Source organism: Mesorhizobium sp. C416B, assembly GCF_030323165.1.
Taxonomy (GTDB): Bacteria; Pseudomonadota; Alphaproteobacteria; order Rhizobiales; family Rhizobiaceae; genus Mesorhizobium.
Genome location: NZ_CP100471.1, coordinates 4,073,531 through 4,093,454, shown reverse-complemented (window position 1 = coordinate 4,093,454; position 19,924 = coordinate 4,073,531). Strand labels below are relative to the sequence as shown.

17 protein-coding genes and 1 tRNA gene are annotated in these 19,924 nt (G+C 63.9%); 5 read left to right on the top strand and 13 right to left on the bottom strand.

The features are described 5' to 3' along the window. Window positions 1-18 precede the first annotated feature (18 nt). Window positions 19-900: a MurR/RpiR family transcriptional regulator gene (locus NLY43_RS19985; RefSeq protein WP_023681445.1), complete on the top strand. Its 882-nt coding sequence runs from the start codon at window positions 19-21 to the stop codon at window positions 898-900. A 117-nt stretch (window positions 901-1,017) separates the two neighbouring features. Here the strand turns inward: NLY43_RS19985 and NLY43_RS19980 are convergent, their stop codons facing one another. Both NLY43_RS19980 and NLY43_RS19975 read right to left on the bottom strand, forming a co-directional pair. Then, the gene (locus tag NLY43_RS19980; RefSeq protein WP_023700181.1) at window positions 1,018-1,329 is read right to left on the bottom strand and encodes a DUF167 family protein; all 312 of its coding nucleotides are present in this window, start codon (window positions 1,327-1,329) and stop codon (window positions 1,018-1,020) included. Between the two features lie 13 nt (window positions 1,330-1,342). Continuing rightward, a complete protein-coding gene (locus NLY43_RS19975; RefSeq protein ID WP_023668602.1) occupies window positions 1,343-1,633 on the bottom strand; it encodes a YggT family protein in 291 nt (96 codons plus the stop codon). A gap of 148 nt (window positions 1,634-1,781) precedes the next feature. Here NLY43_RS19975 and NLY43_RS19970 point away from each other — a divergent pair. Then, a tRNA-Ala gene (locus NLY43_RS19970) sits at window positions 1,782-1,857 on the top strand. Between the two features lie 101 nt (window positions 1,858-1,958). On the opposite strand, the gene NLY43_RS19965 is transcribed toward NLY43_RS19970, so the two are convergent. Together NLY43_RS19965 and NLY43_RS19960 are read right to left on the bottom strand one after the other, a co-directional pair. Then, the gene (locus NLY43_RS19965) at window positions 1,959-3,920 is read right to left on the bottom strand and encodes an acyltransferase family protein (protein WP_084561020.1); all 1,962 of its coding nucleotides are present in this window, start codon (window positions 3,918-3,920) and stop codon (window positions 1,959-1,961) included. A 103-nt stretch (window positions 3,921-4,023) separates the two neighbouring features. Beyond that, window positions 4,024-4,632, bottom strand: a complete 609-nt coding sequence (locus NLY43_RS19960) for a TetR/AcrR family transcriptional regulator (RefSeq protein WP_023688831.1) — start codon at window positions 4,630-4,632, stop codon at window positions 4,024-4,026. Window positions 4,633-4,739: 107 nt separating this feature from the next. On the opposite strand from NLY43_RS19960, the gene NLY43_RS19955 reads away from it, so the two are divergent. The 3 genes from NLY43_RS19955 (at window position 4,740) to NLY43_RS19945 (ending at window position 9,342) form a co-directional block, all read left to right on the top strand. After that, window positions 4,740-5,426 (top strand): PspA/IM30 family protein, encoded by a 687-nt coding sequence (locus NLY43_RS19955; protein ID WP_023710178.1) that lies wholly within the window; start codon window positions 4,740-4,742, stop codon window positions 5,424-5,426. A 111-nt stretch (window positions 5,427-5,537) separates the two neighbouring features. Further along, on the top strand, window positions 5,538-5,825 hold the full coding sequence (locus NLY43_RS19950) for a YiaA/YiaB family inner membrane protein (protein WP_023668598.1): 288 nt from the start codon (window positions 5,538-5,540) through the stop codon (window positions 5,823-5,825). Window positions 5,826-5,916: 91 nt separating this feature from the next. After that, complete coding sequence (locus NLY43_RS19945) at window positions 5,917-9,342, top strand: acyl-[ACP]--phospholipid O-acyltransferase (protein WP_023710179.1); 3,426 nt, start codon at window positions 5,917-5,919, stop codon at window positions 9,340-9,342. Between the two features lie 48 nt (window positions 9,343-9,390). Here NLY43_RS19945 and NLY43_RS19940 read toward each other — a convergent pair whose 3' ends face one another. The 9 genes from NLY43_RS19940 to NLY43_RS19900 form a co-directional block, all read right to left on the bottom strand. Further along, entirely contained in the window at window positions 9,391-10,605 is a 1,215-nt protein-coding gene (locus NLY43_RS19940) for a hypothetical protein (protein ID WP_023710180.1), read from the bottom strand. A 52-nt stretch (window positions 10,606-10,657) separates the two neighbouring features. Continuing rightward, a complete protein-coding gene (locus tag NLY43_RS19935) occupies window positions 10,658-11,608 on the bottom strand; it encodes a hypothetical protein (RefSeq protein ID WP_031198981.1) in 951 nt (316 codons plus the stop codon). Between the two features lie 128 nt (window positions 11,609-11,736). After that, window positions 11,737-13,518, bottom strand: coding sequence for an ABC transporter ATP-binding protein (locus tag NLY43_RS19930; protein ID WP_023710182.1), 1,782 nt, complete (start codon window positions 13,516-13,518; stop codon window positions 11,737-11,739). Between the two features lie 187 nt (window positions 13,519-13,705). Then, complete coding sequence (locus NLY43_RS19925; RefSeq protein WP_023710183.1) at window positions 13,706-14,650, bottom strand: acetamidase/formamidase family protein; 945 nt, start codon at window positions 14,648-14,650, stop codon at window positions 13,706-13,708. Further along, a complete protein-coding gene (locus NLY43_RS19920; protein ID WP_460221783.1) occupies window positions 14,640-16,235 on the bottom strand; it encodes an ABC transporter substrate-binding protein in 1,596 nt (531 codons plus the stop codon). Before NLY43_RS19920 ends, NLY43_RS19925 begins: the two co-directional genes overlap by 11 nt. A 76-nt stretch (window positions 16,236-16,311) precedes the next feature. After that, entirely contained in the window at window positions 16,312-17,232 is a 921-nt protein-coding gene (locus tag NLY43_RS19915; protein WP_023710185.1) for an ABC transporter permease, read from the bottom strand. Window positions 17,233-17,245: 13 nt separating this feature from the next. Continuing rightward, entirely contained in the window at window positions 17,246-18,148 is a 903-nt protein-coding gene (locus tag NLY43_RS19910) for an ABC transporter permease (protein ID WP_023693235.1), read from the bottom strand. After that, window positions 18,126-18,725: an ANTAR domain-containing response regulator gene (locus NLY43_RS19905; RefSeq protein ID WP_023693236.1), complete on the bottom strand. Its 600-nt coding sequence runs from the start codon at window positions 18,723-18,725 to the stop codon at window positions 18,126-18,128. The genes NLY43_RS19910 and NLY43_RS19905 overlap by 23 nt, the downstream gene beginning before the upstream one ends. Further along, the gene (locus NLY43_RS19900) at window positions 18,722-19,816 is read right to left on the bottom strand and encodes a transporter substrate-binding protein (RefSeq protein WP_023693237.1); all 1,095 of its coding nucleotides are present in this window, start codon (window positions 19,814-19,816) and stop codon (window positions 18,722-18,724) included. Before NLY43_RS19900 ends, NLY43_RS19905 begins: the two co-directional genes overlap by 4 nt. Between the last annotated feature and the right edge of the window lie 108 nt (window positions 19,817-19,924).

Here is a 19,924-nt window from a genome sequence, read left to right as displayed (position 1 = left end):
GAAGACGACAACCCAGAAATGAAAACGCCGGCCGACATCATCACGCGCCTGCAGCTGATGTCGCAGGACGGCACCAAATCGGACCGCCGCCTGGCCGGCCTCGTGCTGACCGATCTCGACTTCGCCTCCAAGGCGGCAATCTCGGAAATTGCGGCGCGCGTCGGCGTCAGCGAGCCGACGGTCACCCGTTTCTGCCGCAATCTCGGCTGCGAGGGTCTGCGCGATTTCAAATTCTACCTGGCGCAGGCGATTGCCATTGGCGGCCAGTATCTGTCGCCCGAACCGCTGAACCGCGACGCGCGCGAGCAGCGCATTGCGTCGGCCATCACCGAAGCGGCAATCGCCGCCATCCAGCGCGCCAGCGAAAACCTCGACATGAAGACGCTGGTGGGCGTGGCCGCGCGCATCGTCAGTTCGGGCAATGTGCTGTGCATCGGCTCCGGCGGCATTTCCTCGATGATGGCGACCGAGATGCAGAACCGGCTGTTTCGGCTCGGCGTGCCGGTGCTGGCGCAGATCGACGGGCAATTGCAGCGCATGTATGCCGCGGTCGCCACATCGGAGACGACGCTGATCGCGTTCTCGGTGTCCGGCTATGCGCGCTCGGTGATCGACGCCGTTCAGGTGGCCCAGCAATATGGCGCCACCACCATCGCCGTAACCCCGCCGGAATCAGCGCTCGCCAAGGCCGCCGATACCGTCATCCAGTTCCAGTCGCTGGAGGACGGCAACATCTACAAGCCGACCTCGTCGCGCTATGCTCTGCTGTCGATCGTCGACATGATCGTCACCTCCGTGGCCGAGACGCGCGGACCCAGGGTTCTCGAAAACCTGCGCCGCATCAAGCAGAGCGTGAACACGCTGAAGGTCGACGATCCGAAGCTGCCGCTGGGGGACTGAGAGTGGGGCGGAAGCTGCCAATCTCCCCCCTCGTGGGGGAGATGTCCGGCAGGACAGAGGGGGGCGCTGTTCCGCCGACAGATCAAGGGGCTGCATGCCGCAACGCTGGATCTTCGATCAGCCGCTGAGCGCCCCGATACGCTGCGCCAGCACCGCCGGATCACCCCCGACACGCACCGTCTTCAGCCGCGCCGTGCCGCCTGCAACGACCGACACGACCGATGCCGGAACGCCCAGCGCCTTGGCCACCAGCGGTTCCAGCGCCGCATTGGCCGCGCCATTCTCCGGCACGGCGCGCACGCGCGCCTTCAAATGGCTGCGCCCGTCGGCCGATACCTCGGCGCCTTCGAGCCTGTCCACCGAAGACTTCGGCGTCAGCCGGATAAACAGGTCGATGCCGTCAGCGCGCAAGCGGAATGGCGCGCTCATGCCATCGTCAGGCTCACAGGACCAGCGGCGCTATCGTGGTGAGAATGAGCTGCCTGAGAAAGAACAGGAGCAGAAGCAGGATGATCGGCGAAATGTCGACGCCGCCGAGGTCGGGCATGAACCGACGGATCGGCCGCAGCGCCGGCTCGGTCAGCCGGTAGAGCATGTTGCCGATGCTGCCGACAAATTGATTGCGCGAGTTGACGACGTTGAACGCATAGAGCCAGGAAAAGATCGCCGAGGCGATGATGACCCACCAGTATAGGTCCAGCGCCATGACGATTGTTTGAATGAGGGCGAGCATGCCGGTCTCCGATTGTTGCCGACATGTAGCCATTGCGCGCGAAACCGGCAAGGGCCGGTCGCCTGCAAGCACCGGGCACAAGGGAATTCGGCAAAACCCCGCCTTGACAGGAAACCGCAGCATTCGATAAATGCGCCATCCGCTGGACGGGGCTGTAGCTCAGCTGGGAGAGCGCGTCGTTCGCAATGACGAGGTCAGGAGTTCGATCCTCCTCAGCTCCACCAGCGGAATTTCCATTTCCTTGCTCGTCCCGAAAAATATCTGGACTCTGTGCCTGCTGGAGCAACTTGGGAAAGCGCGTGGCCCTTTCGCTTTGGGAATCGCATCAGAGGCCGAGCCTGGGGGCGAGATAAGGCGCGAGCGCAAGCGAATAGGTGGCCGTCAAATGACCGGTGTCGCGCCAGACGATCATATTGCCGACGACCGCCGGGCATAGTTCCGGTCCGCACAAAGCGTCAGTCATATCGACGACGCGCACGTTTTTCTGACCCTCCGCGGCAAGCGCCAACAGGTTGTTGAGCTCGGCGTCGCTTCTTTTGGTGAAGCATTTTGCGGGCGTGGCGCTCAGGCAATCGCCGGGTTCGAATCGCGTCAAGGGCGTGTTGCGGATGACGATGATCTGCGAACCTGCCTCGGTCAGTTCGCTCCAGACATTGCGCAGCCCCTCGATCATCAGGTCATCCGGAACCGATCCGGCGTTGGACTGGCTGGTGATGACGGCGAGCGGCCTGAGCTTTAAAATCTCAGCCAGCACTTTCTCCCTCCACTCGTAGCAAGATGGATACGGCTTGCCGTCCGAATTGGTGGGCGCACGCGCGAATGCGCAGGCGGATTTCGAGAAAGAAACCAGCTTGTATTTGCGGTCCCTGGCGATCTTGTTCAAGGCTGGACCCCATTGGGCAGCGTGGGAATCGCCAACGAGGACGATGGTTTTCGGGCCGGCGGGGTCGCCCAGCACGCATCCCACCGGTTTTGCGCCTTTGAGGTTCTGCTGACATCCCGCCGAGAACAACCTCGACACATCCCGCCTTAGCCGGGCCAGCGGCGGCAGGAGGTCCACATCGTCCGGAACCGCGGCGCCGGTCAGCAAGGCGGCAGGCCCGGGATAGGCCGGCGTGCCGATCAGCGTAATGTCGGTGCGTTGCGTCGTCACGAAATGCAGCAGCCCCTCCGATGCCGCCACGCATGCCAGGACAGCGATGGTGCCGTACCCCAGCGGCTTCCACCAGGCACCCCGGGATTGCCGGCAGGGTTGTTCGACATAGCGATAAGACAGGTCCGACAGGACCACGGTCACCGCAATCAGGCCGGCACCACTGGCAAAGGTCAGCGAAAAGCCCTGTCCTAGGAAGAATGTGATCAACGGCCAATGCCAGAGATAGATCGAATAGGACCTATCGCCGATGAACCGAAGCGGCCACAAATCGAGCCCACGAAACCGACCGGCTTGGACTTCGCCAGCCAGGATGATGAGCACGGTGGCCAGGGTTGGCAGCAAGGCACTGAGGCCAGGGAACGGTGTCGCCGCTGAAAACAGAAGAGCGGAGGCAAGGATGCCGGCGGTGCCGGCAAGCGCCATCACCCGGCTTGCACCCGCGCCCAGGCGGAACCGGTGCTCGCCAAGCACCAGCAGGCCGCCCAACGCCAATTCCCACAGGCGTGTATGGCTGACGAAATAGGCCTGTGCCGAATCCGTTTTCGTCAGGATGACCGAGGCGGCCAGCGATGCCAGGAAAACGAGCGACAATGTCGTCGCCAAGCATCGTCGCAAGGAGAGATGCCATCGCCGCGCCAGCCAGATCACGCCGATAATGAGCACCGGCCAGACGATGTAGAACTGCTCTTCTATGGAAAGCGACCAGTAATGCTGCACCGGCGTCGGCAGATTGTCGGCGTCGAGATAGCTGACTGCCTCGTGGGCCAGACGCCAGTTCTCGACATAGAGAGCGCTGGCCAGGATCTGGTTGGCCGTTTCCTCCCAGCGCGCCTTGGAAATGAACAGCAGCGTACCGAGCAGCGTCACCAATAGAACCAGGATCGCTGCTGGCAGGAGCCGGCGGATTCGTCGCGAATAGAATTCGATCAGCGAGACGCGACCGTCGCGCAGCGCCATCTGCGCCAGCAGCCCGGTGATCAGATAGCCAGAGATGACGAAAAAGACGTCGACGCCGATATATCCGCCGGGAAGAGCATGGGGCCACAGGTGAAAGACGACGACCAGAGCGACGGCCAGTCCGCGCAACCCTTGTATTTCGGGTCGAAACCGACGGTTCTGATCGATTGTCACCGGGTATCCCCCAACAGTCTCAGCCGGCCTGGATCAACCGGCAATTCGCGCCACGATCTTCATAAGGGCAGAGTGCCGTGAGGCAAGAGCCGATCGCAGCAGTTCATTCCCTTTCCGTCTCCAGTCCGCTCACCAGCGTGCCGACGAAACCCAGCAGCTCACTTTCGAGATCGGTGGACGCCAGGCCAATGAAACGGCCTTCGAGCGAGAGGGCGACGATCCCATGCACGGCGGAGAACAGCGTGCGCGCGCGGGCCAAAAGCTCCGGCGTTGCCGCCGCCGGGAGCAGCTGGGCCAGCGGCTCAACCAGATGCTGGATCAGCACCGCATGTTCGGCCAGATGCCATTCGGGCACCGCCACGCCTGGCGCCATACGGTGCTCGAACAGCGCCTTCCACGCCATGCGGTTGTCGCGGGCGAAGCCGAGATAGGCCTTGGCCAGCGCCTTCAGCCTTGCCCTAGGCTCGGCGACGCCGGTCGCCTCTTGCTGCAGGGCCGCCCCCAGCCTGGCCAGTGTGATCGAATTGACGTGCAGGATGAGCTCGTCCAGGTCGGCGAAGGCGGTGTAGAGCGCGCCCAGCGCGCAGCCGGCATCGGCCGTGATGTCGCGCGCACGCAGACCGGCGAGCCCCGAGGACTGGATGCGCGCTTGCGCGGCCTCGATCAGCCTGCCTTTGAGGTCCTCGCGTTTGGCGTCCCGTTTTGCGGTCATTAACCTTCTCTTATGCGCAATCATGAACACCGTTCATTTTCTCCTTGAACGCCGTTCACAATGTGCTACTTTGCCTCATGAACAACGTTCATAGAGGAGAAACGGAAATGTTGAAACAGTTTTTTGCTCTCGTTCGCGGCCGAAGCTACGAAGCCGCCGAGGCGGTCGTCGACCGCAACGCGCTGATAATCCTGCGCCAGCAGATCCGCGATTGCGCCGACGCTATCGCGGCCGCCCGCCGGGCGGTTGCAATTGCCATCGCCCAGAACGAACAGGAAGTCGCGCAGTTCAAGAAGCTTGTCCTCCGCATCGACGATTTGGAGAAGCGCACGATCGCCGCCATCGAGCAGGGACAGAATGAACTGGCCCGCGAAGCCGCCGAAACCATCGCCATGCTGGAAGCCGAACGCGACGCCTCCGCCGAGGCGCAGAAAAGCTTCGACACCGAGATCGAGCGTCTCAAGCGGATCATCCGCGTCTCCGAAATGCGCCTGCGCGAATTGCAGCGCGGCCAGCGCATCGTTGCCGCGGTCGACTCGACCCAGCGCCTGCGAGAAAGCGCGCCCGGCTCCAGCCTGTCGGCGCTCAGGGACGCCGAGGAGACGCTGCTGCGCCTGCGCACCAGGCAAAAGCAGATCGACGCCACCGCGGCCGCCATGACCGAGATGGAACAGTCGGGCGATCCTGCCGCCGTCTCAGAGAAGCTTGCGGCCGCCGGCTGCGGTGCGCCGCTGAGAAGCAGCGCCGACGCCGTGCTCGAACGGCTCACGAAGACCATGACCAAGCCGGCCTGATTGGTATCCAGTCTGATTGTATCCGGCCTGATGGTATCCAGCCTGATTGTATCCAGCCTGAAACAGACCCACGCCCAACCAACCTAACCTTGAAACGAAAGGACCATATCGATGACCCCGAACACCTATTCCCCCAAGGACTCAAGCGCCTGGAAGACCTTCACCATGGCCAGTTTCGCCGTTGCCGCCACGATGATGGCCGGCGGCATCTACTTCATGGAGGCGAGCTTCGCCGCCAAGGGGTTTTATGCCATGGCCGCCATCATGCTCGTGCACACCTCGATCACCATCACCAAGACACTGCGCGACTCGGAAGAGGCAAGCCGCTTCATCAACCGGCTGGAAGACGCCAAGACCGAGAAGTTGCTGATGGAAGTCAGCCGCAGTAACGAAGTGTAACCGGGTTCCCGCTAAACAAGGCTCAACGCGCAAGACCGCTGATCAATCCAGTCAGGATTTTCACCGGTCTAGCCCAATGGAAGTCGCCGCTATGGAAATCGCCCCGATCAACCGACCGACAGCTCATCTGATGACCTCCAGGCGCTTTGCGCCCTTGTTCTGGACGCAGTTCCTGTCCGCCTTCAACGATAATTTCCTCAAGAACACGCTGGTGTTCCTTATTCTGTTCACGCTGGCGGCGGACCAGGCGGCATCACTGGTCACCTTGGCGGGCGCCGTCTTCATGGCCCCCTTCCTGCTCCTGTCGGCGCTCGGCGGCGAGCTCGCCGACCGCTTCGACAAGGCTCTCATAGCCAAGCGTCTGAAATTCGCCGAGATCGCCGCGGCGGGTGTCTCCGTCGTCGGCATCGCCCTGTCGTCCATTCCCGTGCTGATGACGGCGCTGTTGATGTTCGGCGTTATCTCGGCGCTGTTCGGACCGATCAAATACGGAATCCTGCCCGATCACCTCGAACGCAAGGAACTGCCCAAGGCCAACGCCTGGATCGAGTCAGCCACGTTTGCCGCGATTCTCGGCGGCACCATAGCCGGCGGCGTCGTTTCCGCCGATGGCATCGGCGTCGCGGTGTTCGGACCGATCATGATGGCGCTCGCCGTCGGTTGCTGGCTCGTCAGCCGCTATATCCCGTCCACCGGTTCGGCGGCGCCCGACCTTGTCATCGACAAGAACATCTTCCGCTCGACCTGGCGCCAGGTCGCCGAATTGCGCACCGACACGCGCATCTGGCGCGCCGGCCTGATGACGTCGTGGTTCTGGCTGATCGGCGCCATCGTGCTCTCGCTCCTGCCGGTCCTGATCAAGGATTCGCTCGGCGGCAACGAAATGGCCGTCACCGTCTACCTCGCCGTGTTCGCCGTCTCGATCGCCATCGGTTCGGCCATCGCCGCCTGGATGTCGCAGGGCCGCATCGTGCTGTTGCCGGCACCGGTCGGCACGGCGCTGCTCGCCCTGTTCGGCCTGCATCTCGCCTGGACCATCTCCGGCATGACGCCGTCGCCCCAGGCGGAAACCCTTGGCGCATTCTTCGCCGGCCCAAACACGATCCGCGTCGCCATCGACCTCGCCGGCATGGCCATTGCAGCCGCTTTCCTGGTGGTGCCGACCTTCGCCGCCGTGCAGGCCTGGTCGCCCGAAGCGCGGCGCGCCCGGGTCGTCGCCGCCGTCAGTATCGTCAATGCCGGTTTCATGACTGGCGGCGGCATCATCATGGCCCTGATCCAGACAAAGGTCTCGACCGGCGGCATCCTGTTCGGCCTCGCCGCGGCCAATGCGATTGCCGCCTGGCTGATGCTGAAATATTTGCCGACGAACCCCTTCCGTGACTTCGTCTCCATCCTGTTCCGCGCTTTCCTGCGCCTCGAAGTCGAGGGCATGGAAAACCTCAAGGCGGCCGGCAAGGCACCGATCCTGGCGCTCAACCATGTCAGCTTTCTCGACGGTCCGCTCGCCTTGACGCTGACCGATGAGGAGCCGGTCTTCGCCATCGACTACACCATTGCCCAGGCCTGGTGGATGAAGCCGTTCATGAAACTTGCCCGCGCTTTGCCGCTCAACCCGGCCAAGCCGATGTCGACTCGCACGCTGATCAAGATCGTGCAGGGCGGCGATCCGCTGGTGATCTTCCCGGAGGGACGCATCACGGTGACCGGCGGCCTGATGAAGGTCTATGACGGCGCCGCCATGGTTGCCGACAAGACCGGCTCGATGGTTGTGCCGGTGCGCATCGACGGGCTGGAGAAGACCTACTTCTCGCGGTTGAGCTCGCAGCATGTGCGCCGCCGCCTGTTCCCGAAGGTCAAGGTGACCATTCTGGAACCGGTCAAGCTCGAGGTGCCGCAAGAGCTGAAGGGCCGCAAGCGCCGCGCCGCGGCGGGTTCCGCGCTCTACCAGGTGATGTCGGATCTCGTTTTCCGCACCCAGGACATCGACAAGACCGTACTGGAAAAGATCATCGAGACGGCGAACGAACGCGGCATGAATCAGCTCGCAGTTCAGGATCCGGTCACCGGTTCTCTCAGCTACAGCAAGCTGCTCACGGCTGCCGCCGTGCTTGGTGAGAAGTTCCAGAACCTTTATGCCGACCAGCAGACGCTGGGCATCATGCTGCCCAACGCCAACGGCTCTTGCGCGACGCTGCTCGGCGTCATGTCCGCCGGCAAGGTTCCGGCGATGATGAACTTCACCGCAGGTGCTGCCAATATTCTGTCCGCTTGCAAGGCCGCCGAAGTCCGCACCGTGCTGACGTCCCGCGCGTTCGTCGAACAGGCAAAGCTCGGCGCTGTAGTCGAGGAACTCGGTCGCTCGGTCGACATCGTGTGGCTCGACGATCTCAGAAAGACCATCAGTCTCAAGGATAAGCTGCTCGGCTTGCTGCGCAAGTCGACGCCGCGCGCGAAACGCAAGCCCGGCGATGCGGCGGTGATCTTGTTCACCTCGGGTTCGGAAGGCACGCCGAAGGGCGTCGTTCTGACCCACCGCAACATCCTGGCCAACGCCGCCCAGGCGGCGTCGCGTATCGACTTCCATTCGGGCGACAAGGTGTTCAACGTGCTGCCGATCTTCCACTCCTTCGGCATGACCGCGGGCACGGTGCTGCCGTTGATCTCCGGCGTGCCGGTCTATTTCTACCCCTCGCCGCTGCACTACCGCCTCGTGCCGGAACTGATCTACGGCTCGAACGCGACGATCATCTTCGGCACCGACACCTTCCTCTCCGGCTATGCCCGCACCGCGCACCCCTACGACTTCCGCTCGATACGCTATTGTTTTGCCGGCGCGGAACCGGTCAAGACAGCGACGCGCATGACCTATATGGAGAAGTTCGGCCTACGCATCCTCGAGGGCTACGGCGTCACCGAGACGGCGCCGGTGATCTCCATCAACACGCCGATGTACAATCGCTCCGGAACCGTCGGCAAGATCATGCCCGGCATGGAATACCGCCTCGATCCGGTACCCGGCGTCGACGAAGGCGGCCGGCTGTTCGTGCGCGGCCCCAATGTCATGGCCGGTTATCTCCGGGCCGAGAAGCCCGGCGTGCTCGAACCGCTGGAGGACGGCTGGCATGATACGGGCGACGTCGTCGCTATCGACGAAGGCGGCTTCATCACCATTCGCGGCCGCGCCAAGCGCTTCGCCAAGATCGGCGGCGAGATGATCTCGCTCGCCGCTGTCGAAGCGCTGGCCGGCGAATTGTGGAAGGGCTCGCTGTCGGCGGTCGCCACGGTGCCCGACGCCCGCAAGGGCGAAAAGCTGATCCTCATCACTGAGGCATCCTGCGCCACACGAGCGGAATTCCTCGCCTACGCCAAGGCCAACGGCGCCATGGACCTGATGGTCCCGGCCGAAGTGCGGGTGGTCTCAAAGGTACCGGTCCTTGGCTCCGGCAAGCTCGACTTCGCCGCCGTGACAAAAATGGTGCGCGACGAAGAGGCCTTGAAGACCAAGGCCGCCTGACCCGGCTACGGCAACGGGCCGACGCAAGAGCCGGCCCGTTCAGTATGATCAACCCTTCGCATGCCGCTGCGAGATCAGCATCGCCATGCGCTGGACTGCCCGCAGCTCCATTTCCACGCCCGGCGACGATGCCAGCGCCGGCATGTTGAGCGCCACCACGGTCAACGGCTCGAGCGTCGCCAGCAGCACATGGGTCGCCTCAAATTTCTCGAACAGCCATGCCAGCTGCTCGCGTATATCCTGGTCGACTGGCGCCCCCGGCTGCGTATCGGCGAGCGAGCGCACGGGCTCCTGCTCCAGTGCACGGGCCAGCACCTTCAGGTCGAAATCGCCGAGGTCCCCTGCCGGCAGGATCAGCGCGCCGTCGACAAGGATATGGCTCTGCAGGCCGCGCAGGAAGCGCGCCGAATCGGTGAGGTCGCCCTCGGCCATATGCTTCAGCAACGAGTCGCGGCGCTTCTCGGCGGTGAGGCTGACGCTGTCATTGTAGATGACTGCCAGCAGCGTTGCGGAAAGTACGATAACCACGCCCTGCACGCTGCCGCGCCAGCCGAGATCGTCGATGCCGCCCAGCGCCAGCCCGGCAAACACCGAGCTCAGCGCAATGACGGCAAAGGCGCCGATCGTGTCGCGATGGCCGAGGCTTGCCCGTCCAAGGCCGATCGTCAGCCAGCACAGGAACAGGATGGCGATGCCGCCAAGCCGAACCGGCACTTCGAACAGGCCGGGCCGGTAGTCGGTGACCATGAACGGAATGATCAACAGCAGCGACAGCGCCATGCGCTCGACCGTGCGGTTTTCGGCCGCCGACAGGCTGTCGCGATCGCGCGCCATCACCAGCCAGCCGATGGCGAGAAAACCTCCGAACTGGAAGGCAAGTAGTACCGCCATTCGCCATGGTTCAGCGAAACGTGCCGGGATCGGCGCCAGAAGGAAGAACAGCGGGGCACCGCCGGCGGCGAACAATTTGAGAGCGAACGGCGCGTGCCGGCGCAGCAGGCCTTCGGTCAGCAGCAGTGCGGCCAGCGGCAGCAGACCCGCCGCCGTGATGGTGACGAACCGGAAAAAGGCAAGACCCGTGGTCCAGTCGAGGATGCGGCAGGCAAGCAGCACTGCCAGCACCTTGAGGCCGAATAGAAAGCGCCGCGACAGCGGATCGCCCGTGTCGCGCCCGCCTATGATCGATATCACGACAAGCAGGCCAACCAGCGCCGCCAGCGAGGTGATGGTGTCGGCGACGAGCGTGCCGTCGAGGTTCATCATCGGCCGGCTGCCATCAGCTTGCGGATAAACCGAGACGCCACGGATGAAGCCATCAGCGTGTCCATGGTCGCAACACATTCCATTGCCGGCTGCTATCCGCCCAGTGGATGACCGGCAGCACCAGCCGCTGCAGCGTGGCCGCCGCACCTGCTACCGCAAGGGCGGCAAGCGAGCCGCGCGGAACCGCGTCGGCGAGATAGGTGCGCGCCGACTGAAAGCTCATCTGTCCGATCTGCAGCACATCATCGCCGCGCGTGTAGTCGAGCTCTTTGTGGCAGAACTCGTTAAAAGTCTCGACGCGGTGCTTGGCCGCCTCGTCGAAGGTCTTCTTCAGATCGTCCGAGCCGCCCGTATAGGCGTTGGTGATGACGAAGCGCTCTTCGTCGAAACCCGCTTCCGGGCCGACACCGAAGACATGGCGATGGCGCGCCATGATCTGCCGCGCCAGAAGCACATGGGTAAGCGAGCGGCGCGCGCCGGCATGCGGTCCTGGGAACACATTGCTGAAGGCTTCGGCGACCATGCCGACGACGGCCGGCACCTGGCTGACGTTGGAGATCCAGATCGGCCTGAACTGGTTGCGCAAAAACATCAGGAAGCAGGTCAGGCCGTAGAGGATCCAGCTGAGACCGCGGCTGCGCTCGTCCGGATCGATCATGACCAGACCAAGGTGCAAGACTTCATAGGGCTTGCCGGCCAGCGAAATCTCCATCAGGGCCAGCGCATTGAAGGCGATCGGCCGCCCGTCGCTGCGGCGATAAACGATAGTGATGATGGAATGTTCCAGCCGGCTGTGGTCGCCGGAAAACACGCCATAGGTCAGGCTGCCGGACTTCAGCGTCTTCGACGCCACCAGCCGCAGATCGCTGCTCAACTGCTCCAGCTCGGCCGCCTTCATCCAGCGCCCGGGCCGCTCCACGACACGCGTCTCGTAGTCGGCGGATACGCGCATGCGCACATCCATGAACCGACCCGGCAGCAGCTGCAGAACCGCCTTGAGCACTATTTTTCCCCGTGGCAAGAACGCCGACCGTATAGTGGCCGCCGTCCACCTAAGACGCGGTAAACCCGAGACGGCAGTTCTTGGTTGTACTCAACAAAGTAAAAGAACAGCTGCCAGCCAGTGCGGGCTCAGCTTTCCGCAGCAACCAGATGGCCGCCGCCGACATCGTTCAGCGCCAGCTTCAGCGGCGCCTCCCCGATCCTGCGGGTGGCGCTCGGGATTTCCTGGTCGAGGCGCGCGAAGCGCGTTCTGCGCTGCGCCGGATCGGGCACCGGCACCGCTTCGATCAGCCGCCTCGTATAGGGATGGAGCGGGTTGGAAAACACCTGGTCGCGCGTGCCCATCTCGACGATCTGGCCGAGATACATGACGGCAACGCGGTCGGAAATGTTCTCGACCACCGCCATGTCGTGCGAGATGAAGAGATAGGCGACGCCGAATTCGCGCTGCAATTCCTTCAGCAAATCGAGCACACGCGCCTGCACCGAGACGTCGAGCGCGGAGACGCTTTCGTCAGCGATGATCAGTTTTGGTCGTAGCGCCAGCGCTCGGGCGATGCAGACGCGCTGGCGCTGGCCACCGGAGAATTCGTGCGGGTAAAGCTCCATCTGTTCGGCCGACAGGCCGACACGCTCGAACAGCGCCCCCACCCGTTCCCGGCGCTCGTCCTTCGAAGCGATGCCATGGATCACCAGCGGCTCGGCAACGAGGTCGCCGACGCGCATGCGCGGATCGAGCGAGGCGAAGGGATCCTGGAAAATCATCTGTACGTCACGGCGCACCGCCTTGCGTTCGTCGCGGCCAAGACCGGAGAGATTGCGCCCGCCAATGACGATGTCGCCGCTATACGGCGCCAGTCCGGCCAGCGCCTTGGCGGTGGTCGACTTGCCGCAGCCGGATTCGCCGACCAGAGCGAGCGTTTCGTTGGGCGCGATCGAGAAGCTGACGCCCTCGACGGCGTGGACGCGGCGGGTGACCTGGCCAAAGATGCCGCCACGCAGATCGAAGCGGACATGCAGGTCGTTGACCTCGGCGACTTTGGCCGGTTTCAAGACGTCAATCGCATCCCTGGATTTCTGTCGACCGACACCACTGCCGATGCGCGGCACGGCAGCCAGCAGTTCGCGCGTATAGTCGGCCTGCGGGCGGGCAAAAATATCCGATGTCGTGCCTTCTTCGACCATGCGGCCGTCGCGCATGACGATGACCCGGTCGGCCATTTCGGCAACCACGCCCATATCGTGGGTGATCAGGATGACGCTGGTGCCATGCTGGCGCTGCAGGTCGCGCAACAGCTCCAGCACTTCGCCTTGCACGGTGACGTCGAGCGCCGTCGTCGGCTCATCGGCGATCAGCACGTCGGGCTCGAGCGCCAGCGCCATGGCGATCATCACCCGCTGGCGCATGCCGCCGGAGAGTTCGTGCGGAAACTGCTTTAGCCGGCTTTCCGCCTCCGAAATGCGCACCGCCTTCAACGCCTCGATCGCGCGCTGGCGGGCCTCGGCCCGCGACAGGCTGGTATGCGCCTCGATGGATTCCGTCAGCTGCCGGCCGATCGACAGCACCGGGTTGAGCGAGGTCATCGGCTCCTGGAAAATCATGGCGATGCGGTCACCGCGAATGCGGCGCATCTGGCGCTCGTCGAGGGTTGCTAGGTCGGTGTCGCCCCGATTCCCATCCCGAAGACGGATCATGCCTGACGATATGCGCGCCGCCGGCTGCGGCAAGAGCTGCATGATCGCCAGCGCGGTCATCGACTTGCCGGAACCGGATTCGCCGGCAATGCAGAGCGTCTCGCCGCGCGCCAGCGTCAGCGACAGGTTGGAGACTACATCGCGCTCGCCGTCCTCGCCGCGCACGCTGACGGAGAGGTTGGCGATGGAGAGGATGGAGGTGTCGGCGAGGGTCATTGTGGGTGGAGCCCTGCGACGGATTGGTTCCGTCGCACCATTCGCACAAACCTTGGCGCTGACCCCCACCCGGACCTCCGGTCCGACCTCCCCACAAAGGGGAGGTGGGGCGGCAGCGCTTTACCCTCCCCCTTGTGGGGAGGGTCGCTGCGAAGCAGCGGGGTGGGGGTGCAGCGCCGACCTGACGTCATTCGAACACGCAACGCGGAAAATAGAACGACACCACCCAGTTCGGCATGTCGACAATCTCGCTGATACGCAGGTCGCCGCACACCGAAACCAGCATGTATGCCTCGACCGGGTCGATCTTGTAGCGGCCGGCGAGCAGATCGACCATCTGCGCCACCGCCTCCTTCGCGCCCGCCATCAGATCCGGCCCAATCCCCGTCGTCACCTCGTAACCCTTGGCGTCGAGATGGCGCGTCACCGGACCGGCGGTGGTGAAGCGCGGCGTCTTCAGCCTGGCGTCCTTGACCAGGTCCAGCTTGAGCACGACGTCCATCGGGCTTTCGATCGCCGTGCCGCAGACCTCGCCGTCGCCTTGTGCGGCGTGCGTATCGCCGACCGAGAACAGCGCGCCGGCCACCTCAACCGGCAGATAGAGCGTCGTGCCGGCAGCGAGATCGCGGATGTCGAGATTGCCGCCGACCCGCCGTGGCGGCACCACCGAGTGAAGCCCCATCCCAGCCGGCGCATTGCCGATGGTGCCGGCGAACGGCTTCAGTGGTACGCGCGCGTTTTTCCCGAACAGCGCCGGTTCGAGCGCGGCTGCATCGTATTTCCAGATGTTCAGCGCCGGTTCCGTGAAGTCGTCGGCGAGCAGGCCGAAACCCGGAATGTTCGCCGTCCAGCCGAAGCCGGACGGTTTGAACATCTCGATCGTCACCTTGAGCGCGTCACCCGGCTCGGCGCCCTCGACGAAGATCGGCCCGGTCACCGGGTTGACCCCGGCGAAGTCGAGCTTGGCGATTTCGGCAACCGTGCTGTCGGCGTTCAGCTGGCCGCCGGCGGCATCGAGGCACTGGAACTCGATGGTCGCGCCGGGCGCCACCCGCTCGGCCGGGACAAAGGAATTGTCCCAGCCGAAATGGTGGTGGCGCCCATGGATGGTGTAGTCGCAGTTATTGCACATCTTTTACGTACACATTGTCGTAGTTGATCGGGATATGGACCGGGTCGACATAGAGGTTGTCGGCGCCGCCCATGCGCGCGGATTTCATGGTGAAGCGCTGTTCGTTGAAGACCGGCGCCCAGGGCGCGTCTTCCATCACCTTGTCGTAGATGGCGCTCCACATCTTGTCGCGTTCGCCGGCCTTTGCCGGGTCGACCACCGAATCCGCCTCGGCCGCCTTGGCGTCGAGATCCTTGTTGCAATACCACGACCAGTTCCAGCCGCCGGGCACCGCGCCGGCGCAGCCGAGGATCGGGCCGTAGAAATTCGACGGATCGGGGAAGTCGGCGATCCAGGCCATGCCGCCCGACCAGATCATCGGCGCGCCGGCCTTGTCACCGCCGGCGGCGATGACATTGGCCTGCGCCAGCGACTGGATGCTGGCCTTGATGCCGATCGCCGCCAGGTCCTGCTGGATCGCTTGGGCAATGCGCGGGTTGGGATCGGTGTTCATGGCGAACAGCTGCGTGTCGAAACCATCGGCATGACCGGCCTCGGCCAGCAGCGCCTTGGCTTTGGCTACGTCATAGGGATAACCCTTGTAGTCCTTGTCGTAGCCCGGCATCGACGGCGGCAGCGGCTGGTTGGCCGGCACGGCGCGGCCGTTGATGATCTGGATGATGCGCGCCTTGTTGAGCGCCATGTTGACGGCCTGACGCACCTTAACATTGTCGAACGGCGCCATGGTGGTGTTCATGGTGACGTAGCCGGTGTGCAGCTGACCGCCTTCGACGACACGCGCCTTCTGCTCGGGATCGGCCATCACCTCCTGGAACTTGGCCGGCGGAATGCCGTCGCCGGGAACATCGATCTCGCCCTTCTGCAAGCGCAGCAGCGCCACGATCGGCTCCTGGCCGATCTCGAAGGTGATCTTGTCGAGATGCGGCAGGCCCTTGTGCCAATAGTCCGCATTGCGCTCGAAGACGATGCGCTGTCCCAGCGTCCACTCGGCGAGCTTGAAGGCGCCGGTGCCGACCGGATGCTTGCCGAAATCGGCGCCATATTTCTCGACCTCTTCCTTCGGCACGACATGGGCGAAATTGATGGCCATGACATGCAGGAAGGTGGCGTCGGGCCGGGTCAGTTCGAACTTGACCGTGTAGGGGTCGACGACGGTGACACCGGACAGGCCTTCGGCCTTGCCGGCGGCGACATCGTCATAGCCCTTGATCGAGCCGAAGAAGCCGGCGCCGGGGCTCTGCGTCTTCGGATTGGTGACGCGGTCGAGCGAATATTTCACGTCGTCGGCCGTCATCTCGCGGCCATTGTGGAATTTCACGCCATGGCGCAGCTTGAAGGTGAAGGTCTGGCCGTCGGGCGAAATCTCGTAGCTTTCTGCCAGATCGGGCTTCAAATTGGTGGTGCCCGGCTCGTAATCCATCAGCCCATCGAACAGGCTCTTGATCATCGACCAGTTCTGCCAGTCATAGCCGATCGCCGGATCGAGGGTCGCAACATCGTCCTTGTAGGTGATGGTGATGGCGCCGCCTTGCTTGGCGTTGGGATCGACCGTGTCTTCGGCGCGGACGCTTGTCATGCCGAGCATGAGGGCCAAGGCCGATGCCGCGACTGTGGATGCTAGAAACTTTTTCATTGTTGTGTTCCCTTTCTCTGTTTCATTTTCATCTGAGCTTGATGCGGGGATCGATGAACGGCGCGATGATGTCGGCGAGCAGATTGCCGAGCACGATGGCGAAGGCCGAGACCAGCGTGACGCCCATGATGATCGGAATGTCGACGCGCTGGATCGCCTGCCACGCCAGCTGACCGATACCCGGCCAGCCGAACACGCTTTCGACGACGACGATGCCGCCCATGAAGATGCCGATGTCGATGCCGATCATGGCGATGACCGGCAGGATGGCATTCGGCAGTGCGTGGCGGAATATGATGGCGCTGCGCGCCAGGCCCTTGGCCCGCGCCGTGCGGACATAATCCTGGCGCAGGACGTCAATCATCGACGAGCGCATCATGCGCGCGTACCAGCCGGCGCCGAGTATGCCCATGGTCAGCGACGGCAGCACCAGATGGCGCCATGTGCCGTAGCCGCCGATCGGAAACCAGCTTAGCCGCACGGCAAAGACGTAGAGCAGCAACAGGCCAACCACGAATTGCGGCGCCGAGACGCCGACGAAGGAGGCGACCATCAGCGTCTGGTCGGTGGCGGTGCCGCGCTTGACGGCCGCGATCAGGCCCATCGAGAGCCCGATCAGCAATTCGCAAAGGATGGCGCCGACCATCAAAAGCAGGCTGGCCGGCAGCCGCGAGACGATGAGTTCGGTGACCTCCGAGCGCTGGATGTAGGAGCGGCCGAGATCGCCGCTGAGTAGCTTCGTCAGATAGTGCCAGTACTGGACCACGAAAGGCTGGTCGAGGCCGAGTTGCTGGCGGATGTTTTCCACCGTCTGCGGCGTGGCACTGCGGCCGGCGATCTGCCGCACCGGGTCGGCCGGCAAGAGGTAGAGCAGCGCAAAAGTGATCAGCGAGACGCCAAGCAGGATGAGCAGCGACTGGATCAGCCGGCGGCCGAGATAGGCGATCATGACCGGCCCCCCATTATTCCCGGCCCCTTTGCGTCGGATCGAGGATGTCGCGCAACGCGTCGCCGATCAGATTGAAGGCCAGCGCCAACGCGAGGATTGCGGCGCCGGGGAAGAACACCAGCCAGGGCGCGGCCTGGAAATAGGTCTGGTTCTCGAAAATGATGTTGCCCCACGACGCGGTCGGCGGCTGCACACCGATGCCGAGGAAGGAAAGCGTCGCCTCGAGCAGAACCGTGGTCGAGATGCCGAGCGTGCCCCAGACGATGATGGTCGGCAGCAGATGCGGCAGGATGTGGCGAAATAGGATGCGCGGCGCACTCGCCCCGATGCTGCGCTCGGCATCGATGAACTCGCGCTCGGCCAGCGATGAGGTCTCGGTGTAGATGACACGCGCCGTCTGCACCCAGTTGACCAGCGCGATGACCATGGCGACGATCCACAGACTCGGCTGAAACACTGCCGCCAGGCAGATGGCGAGCAGCAGCGCCGGGAACGCCATCATCAGATCGGTGAAGCGCATCAGCGCACTGCCGATCCAGCCGCGGAAATAGCCTGCGGTGACGCCCACCAAAGTGCCGATCAAAAGCGCCACGCCATTGGCGACGATGCCGATGATCAGCGAGGTGCGGGCGCCGTAGAGGATGCGGGTCAAGAGGTCACGTCCGAGCAGGTCGGTGCCGAGCCAATACTGGGCGCTGGGCGGCAGCGGCGAGCCCTCGATGGTCAGGCCGTCGAACATCTGCTCGTTGGGATCGTAGCCGGTCAGCCGGGGCGCCAGCACGGCGCCGGCGACAACAATGGCGACGATGACCAGCCCGAGCAGCGCCAGGCGGCGTTTGACCAGCCGACGCCAGACGCCGGCGCGCGGTTTTGCCGGCATGCGTACCGGGAGATCAGGCGCGATGGGACTGGTCATCGCCGCCTTCCTCATCCGTCATTGCCACAATCCTGCGCGCGGCATCCTCGACGCTGATCTGCCAGCTCATCGCCAGCGATCGCAGTTGTGCATAGGCACGCTCGTCATCGCTGCCTTTCGACAGCGCCGTCACCGCGCGCACAATGGTCTGGCGCTCGGCGACGCGCTGGCGCAGCGACGCTATCTCGCCGGCTAAATGCTTGCGTGCCTCGAAGCTCTGCCTTGCGATCAGCAATGCGCTGTACACACCGGCATTGCCGACCGGCTTCAGCAGCTGCGCATCGGCCTTGTGCGACAGCGCCCATTCGATACGCCCCGGCGCCTCGGAACCGATCAGCGCCACCAGCGGCATCGGCGCCTCACCGGCTTCCCACGGGAACTGCTCGTCGAAACCGAGATCGGCATCGAAGAAGACGAAATCGGCGGCGAGAGCTTCCGGCGGCAATTCCGGCCAGCAGTCGATCGTAGCCAGGCCGATGGCCGACAATTGCCTGGTGATGGCCTGCACCGTCGGATGCGGGCGATGCAGGATGAAAGCCCGCGCGCCGCCGAGATTGGGGATGCGCGTCCGCGTCATGACACCACCCTCAGACGCGGACGGCCGAATGTCTTGGCGGGGTCGTAGCGCGACAGATAGGGATCCGGCGCGACCTCATCCTCCTGGCTGACGACCTCGAAGAAGCCATCGGCGATCCGGCCGATGATCACTGGCAGCGTCGCGTGCTGGGAGTGGGCGTCGATGGCGATCGGCCCGAGCCGGGTGGAGAAGCGCCGCTCGGCGAAGGCCTTGGAAAATTCCGCCGGGCCGGCATCAGTGTTGCGCGACAGCACGTCGGCCATCACCTGCACCGAGGCATAGGCGGAGGCCTCGAAGGACGAAGCGAAGGCAGCCGGCCGGGGCGCGAAATAGGGCCCGACCGACAGATGCCCTTTCCCTGTCTCGCCGATCGCCGGCAACTCGCCTTCCGTGAGGTTGCAGGAGATGACGGGGCAGTTTTCCGGCCTGAATGCCGCATCCTCATCGCCCAACTCGCGGTAAGCCGCCAGGAAGGCATACGACGAGGTGCCGATCAGATTGTTGAGGATGAAGCTCGGCCTCGTCGCCCGGATTTCCGCGATCAACCGCGACACGTCCGTCTCGCCGATGCGCAGATAGCGCTCGCCCAGCACTTTGCCGCCGGCATCCGCGATCAGGTCGCGCGCCACGCGGTTCATCTCCCAGCCCCAAATGTAGTTCGAGCCGAGCAGGAAGCCGTTGGCGCCGAAACGCGGCACGACATGCGCCATCAGCGGAACCAGATGCTGGTTGGGGCAGGCGTGCATGTAGACGACATGCTCGTTGGCCTCGAACCCTTCATAGGGGCAGGCATACCAGAGCATGCCGCCGGCCTTCTCCAGCACCGGGATGGTTTCCTTGCGGCTCCACGAGGTGACGCAACCGACGACATGGCGCGCGCTGCTGGTCCTGAAAATGTCCTCGCACAAAGTCGCGTAGCGATCGGCATTACTTTGCGGATCGCGCTCGACCGGAACCAGTTCGATGCCATAGCTCCGATCGGCATTGATGTCGGCGATGGCGCGCGTGGCGCCCATCCGGCACGCATCGGAGACCAACTGGTAGCTGCCCGAGCGGGAATACAGGATGCCGATCTCGATACGCCGTTTCAAACCGATCCTCAGAAATGACAATGCCCCGCAGCCAGCGCCGGAGGGCGAGGCATACGAGGCATATTTGCCGCCCGGCGACCAAGGCCGGTATTTTGCGCTAGCGTATTC

Coding starts and splice junctions, on each gene's coding strand:
- NLY43_RS19925 (WP_023710183.1), bottom strand. CDS start 14,650: ATGTGCAATAACTGCGACTACACCATCCATGGGCGCCACCACCATTTC.
- NLY43_RS19920 (WP_460221783.1), bottom strand. CDS start 16,235: ATGCTCGGCATGACAAGCGTCCGCGCCGAAGACACGGTCGATCCCAAC.
- NLY43_RS19930 (WP_023710182.1), bottom strand. CDS start 13,518: ATGACCCTCGCCGACACCTCCATCCTCTCCATCGCCAACCTCTCCGTC.
- NLY43_RS19980 (WP_023700181.1), bottom strand. CDS start 1,329: ATGAGCGCGCCATTCCGCTTGCGCGCTGACGGCATCGACCTGTTTATC.
- NLY43_RS19945 (WP_023710179.1), top strand. CDS start 5,917: ATGGAAATCGCCCCGATCAACCGACCGACAGCTCATCTGATGACCTCC.
- NLY43_RS19950 (WP_023668598.1), top strand. CDS start 5,538: ATGACCCCGAACACCTATTCCCCCAAGGACTCAAGCGCCTGGAAGACC.
- NLY43_RS19960 (WP_023688831.1), bottom strand. CDS start 4,632: ATGACCGCAAAACGGGACGCCAAACGCGAGGACCTCAAAGGCAGGCTG.
- NLY43_RS19985 (WP_023681445.1), top strand. CDS start 19: ATGAAAACGCCGGCCGACATCATCACGCGCCTGCAGCTGATGTCGCAG.
- NLY43_RS19905 (WP_023693236.1), bottom strand. CDS start 18,725: ATGACGCGGACGCGCATCCCCAATCTCGGCGGCGCGCGGGCTTTCATC.
- NLY43_RS19915 (WP_023710185.1), bottom strand. CDS start 17,232: ATGATCGCCTATCTCGGCCGCCGGCTGATCCAGTCGCTGCTCATCCTG.
- NLY43_RS19910 (WP_023693235.1), bottom strand. CDS start 18,148: ATGACCAGTCCCATCGCGCCTGATCTCCCGGTACGCATGCCGGCAAAA.
- NLY43_RS19975 (WP_023668602.1), bottom strand. CDS start 1,633: ATGCTCGCCCTCATTCAAACAATCGTCATGGCGCTGGACCTATACTGG.
- NLY43_RS19955 (WP_023710178.1), top strand. CDS start 4,740: ATGTTGAAACAGTTTTTTGCTCTCGTTCGCGGCCGAAGCTACGAAGCC.
- NLY43_RS19940 (WP_023710180.1), bottom strand. CDS start 10,605: ATGATGAACCTCGACGGCACGCTCGTCGCCGACACCATCACCTCGCTG.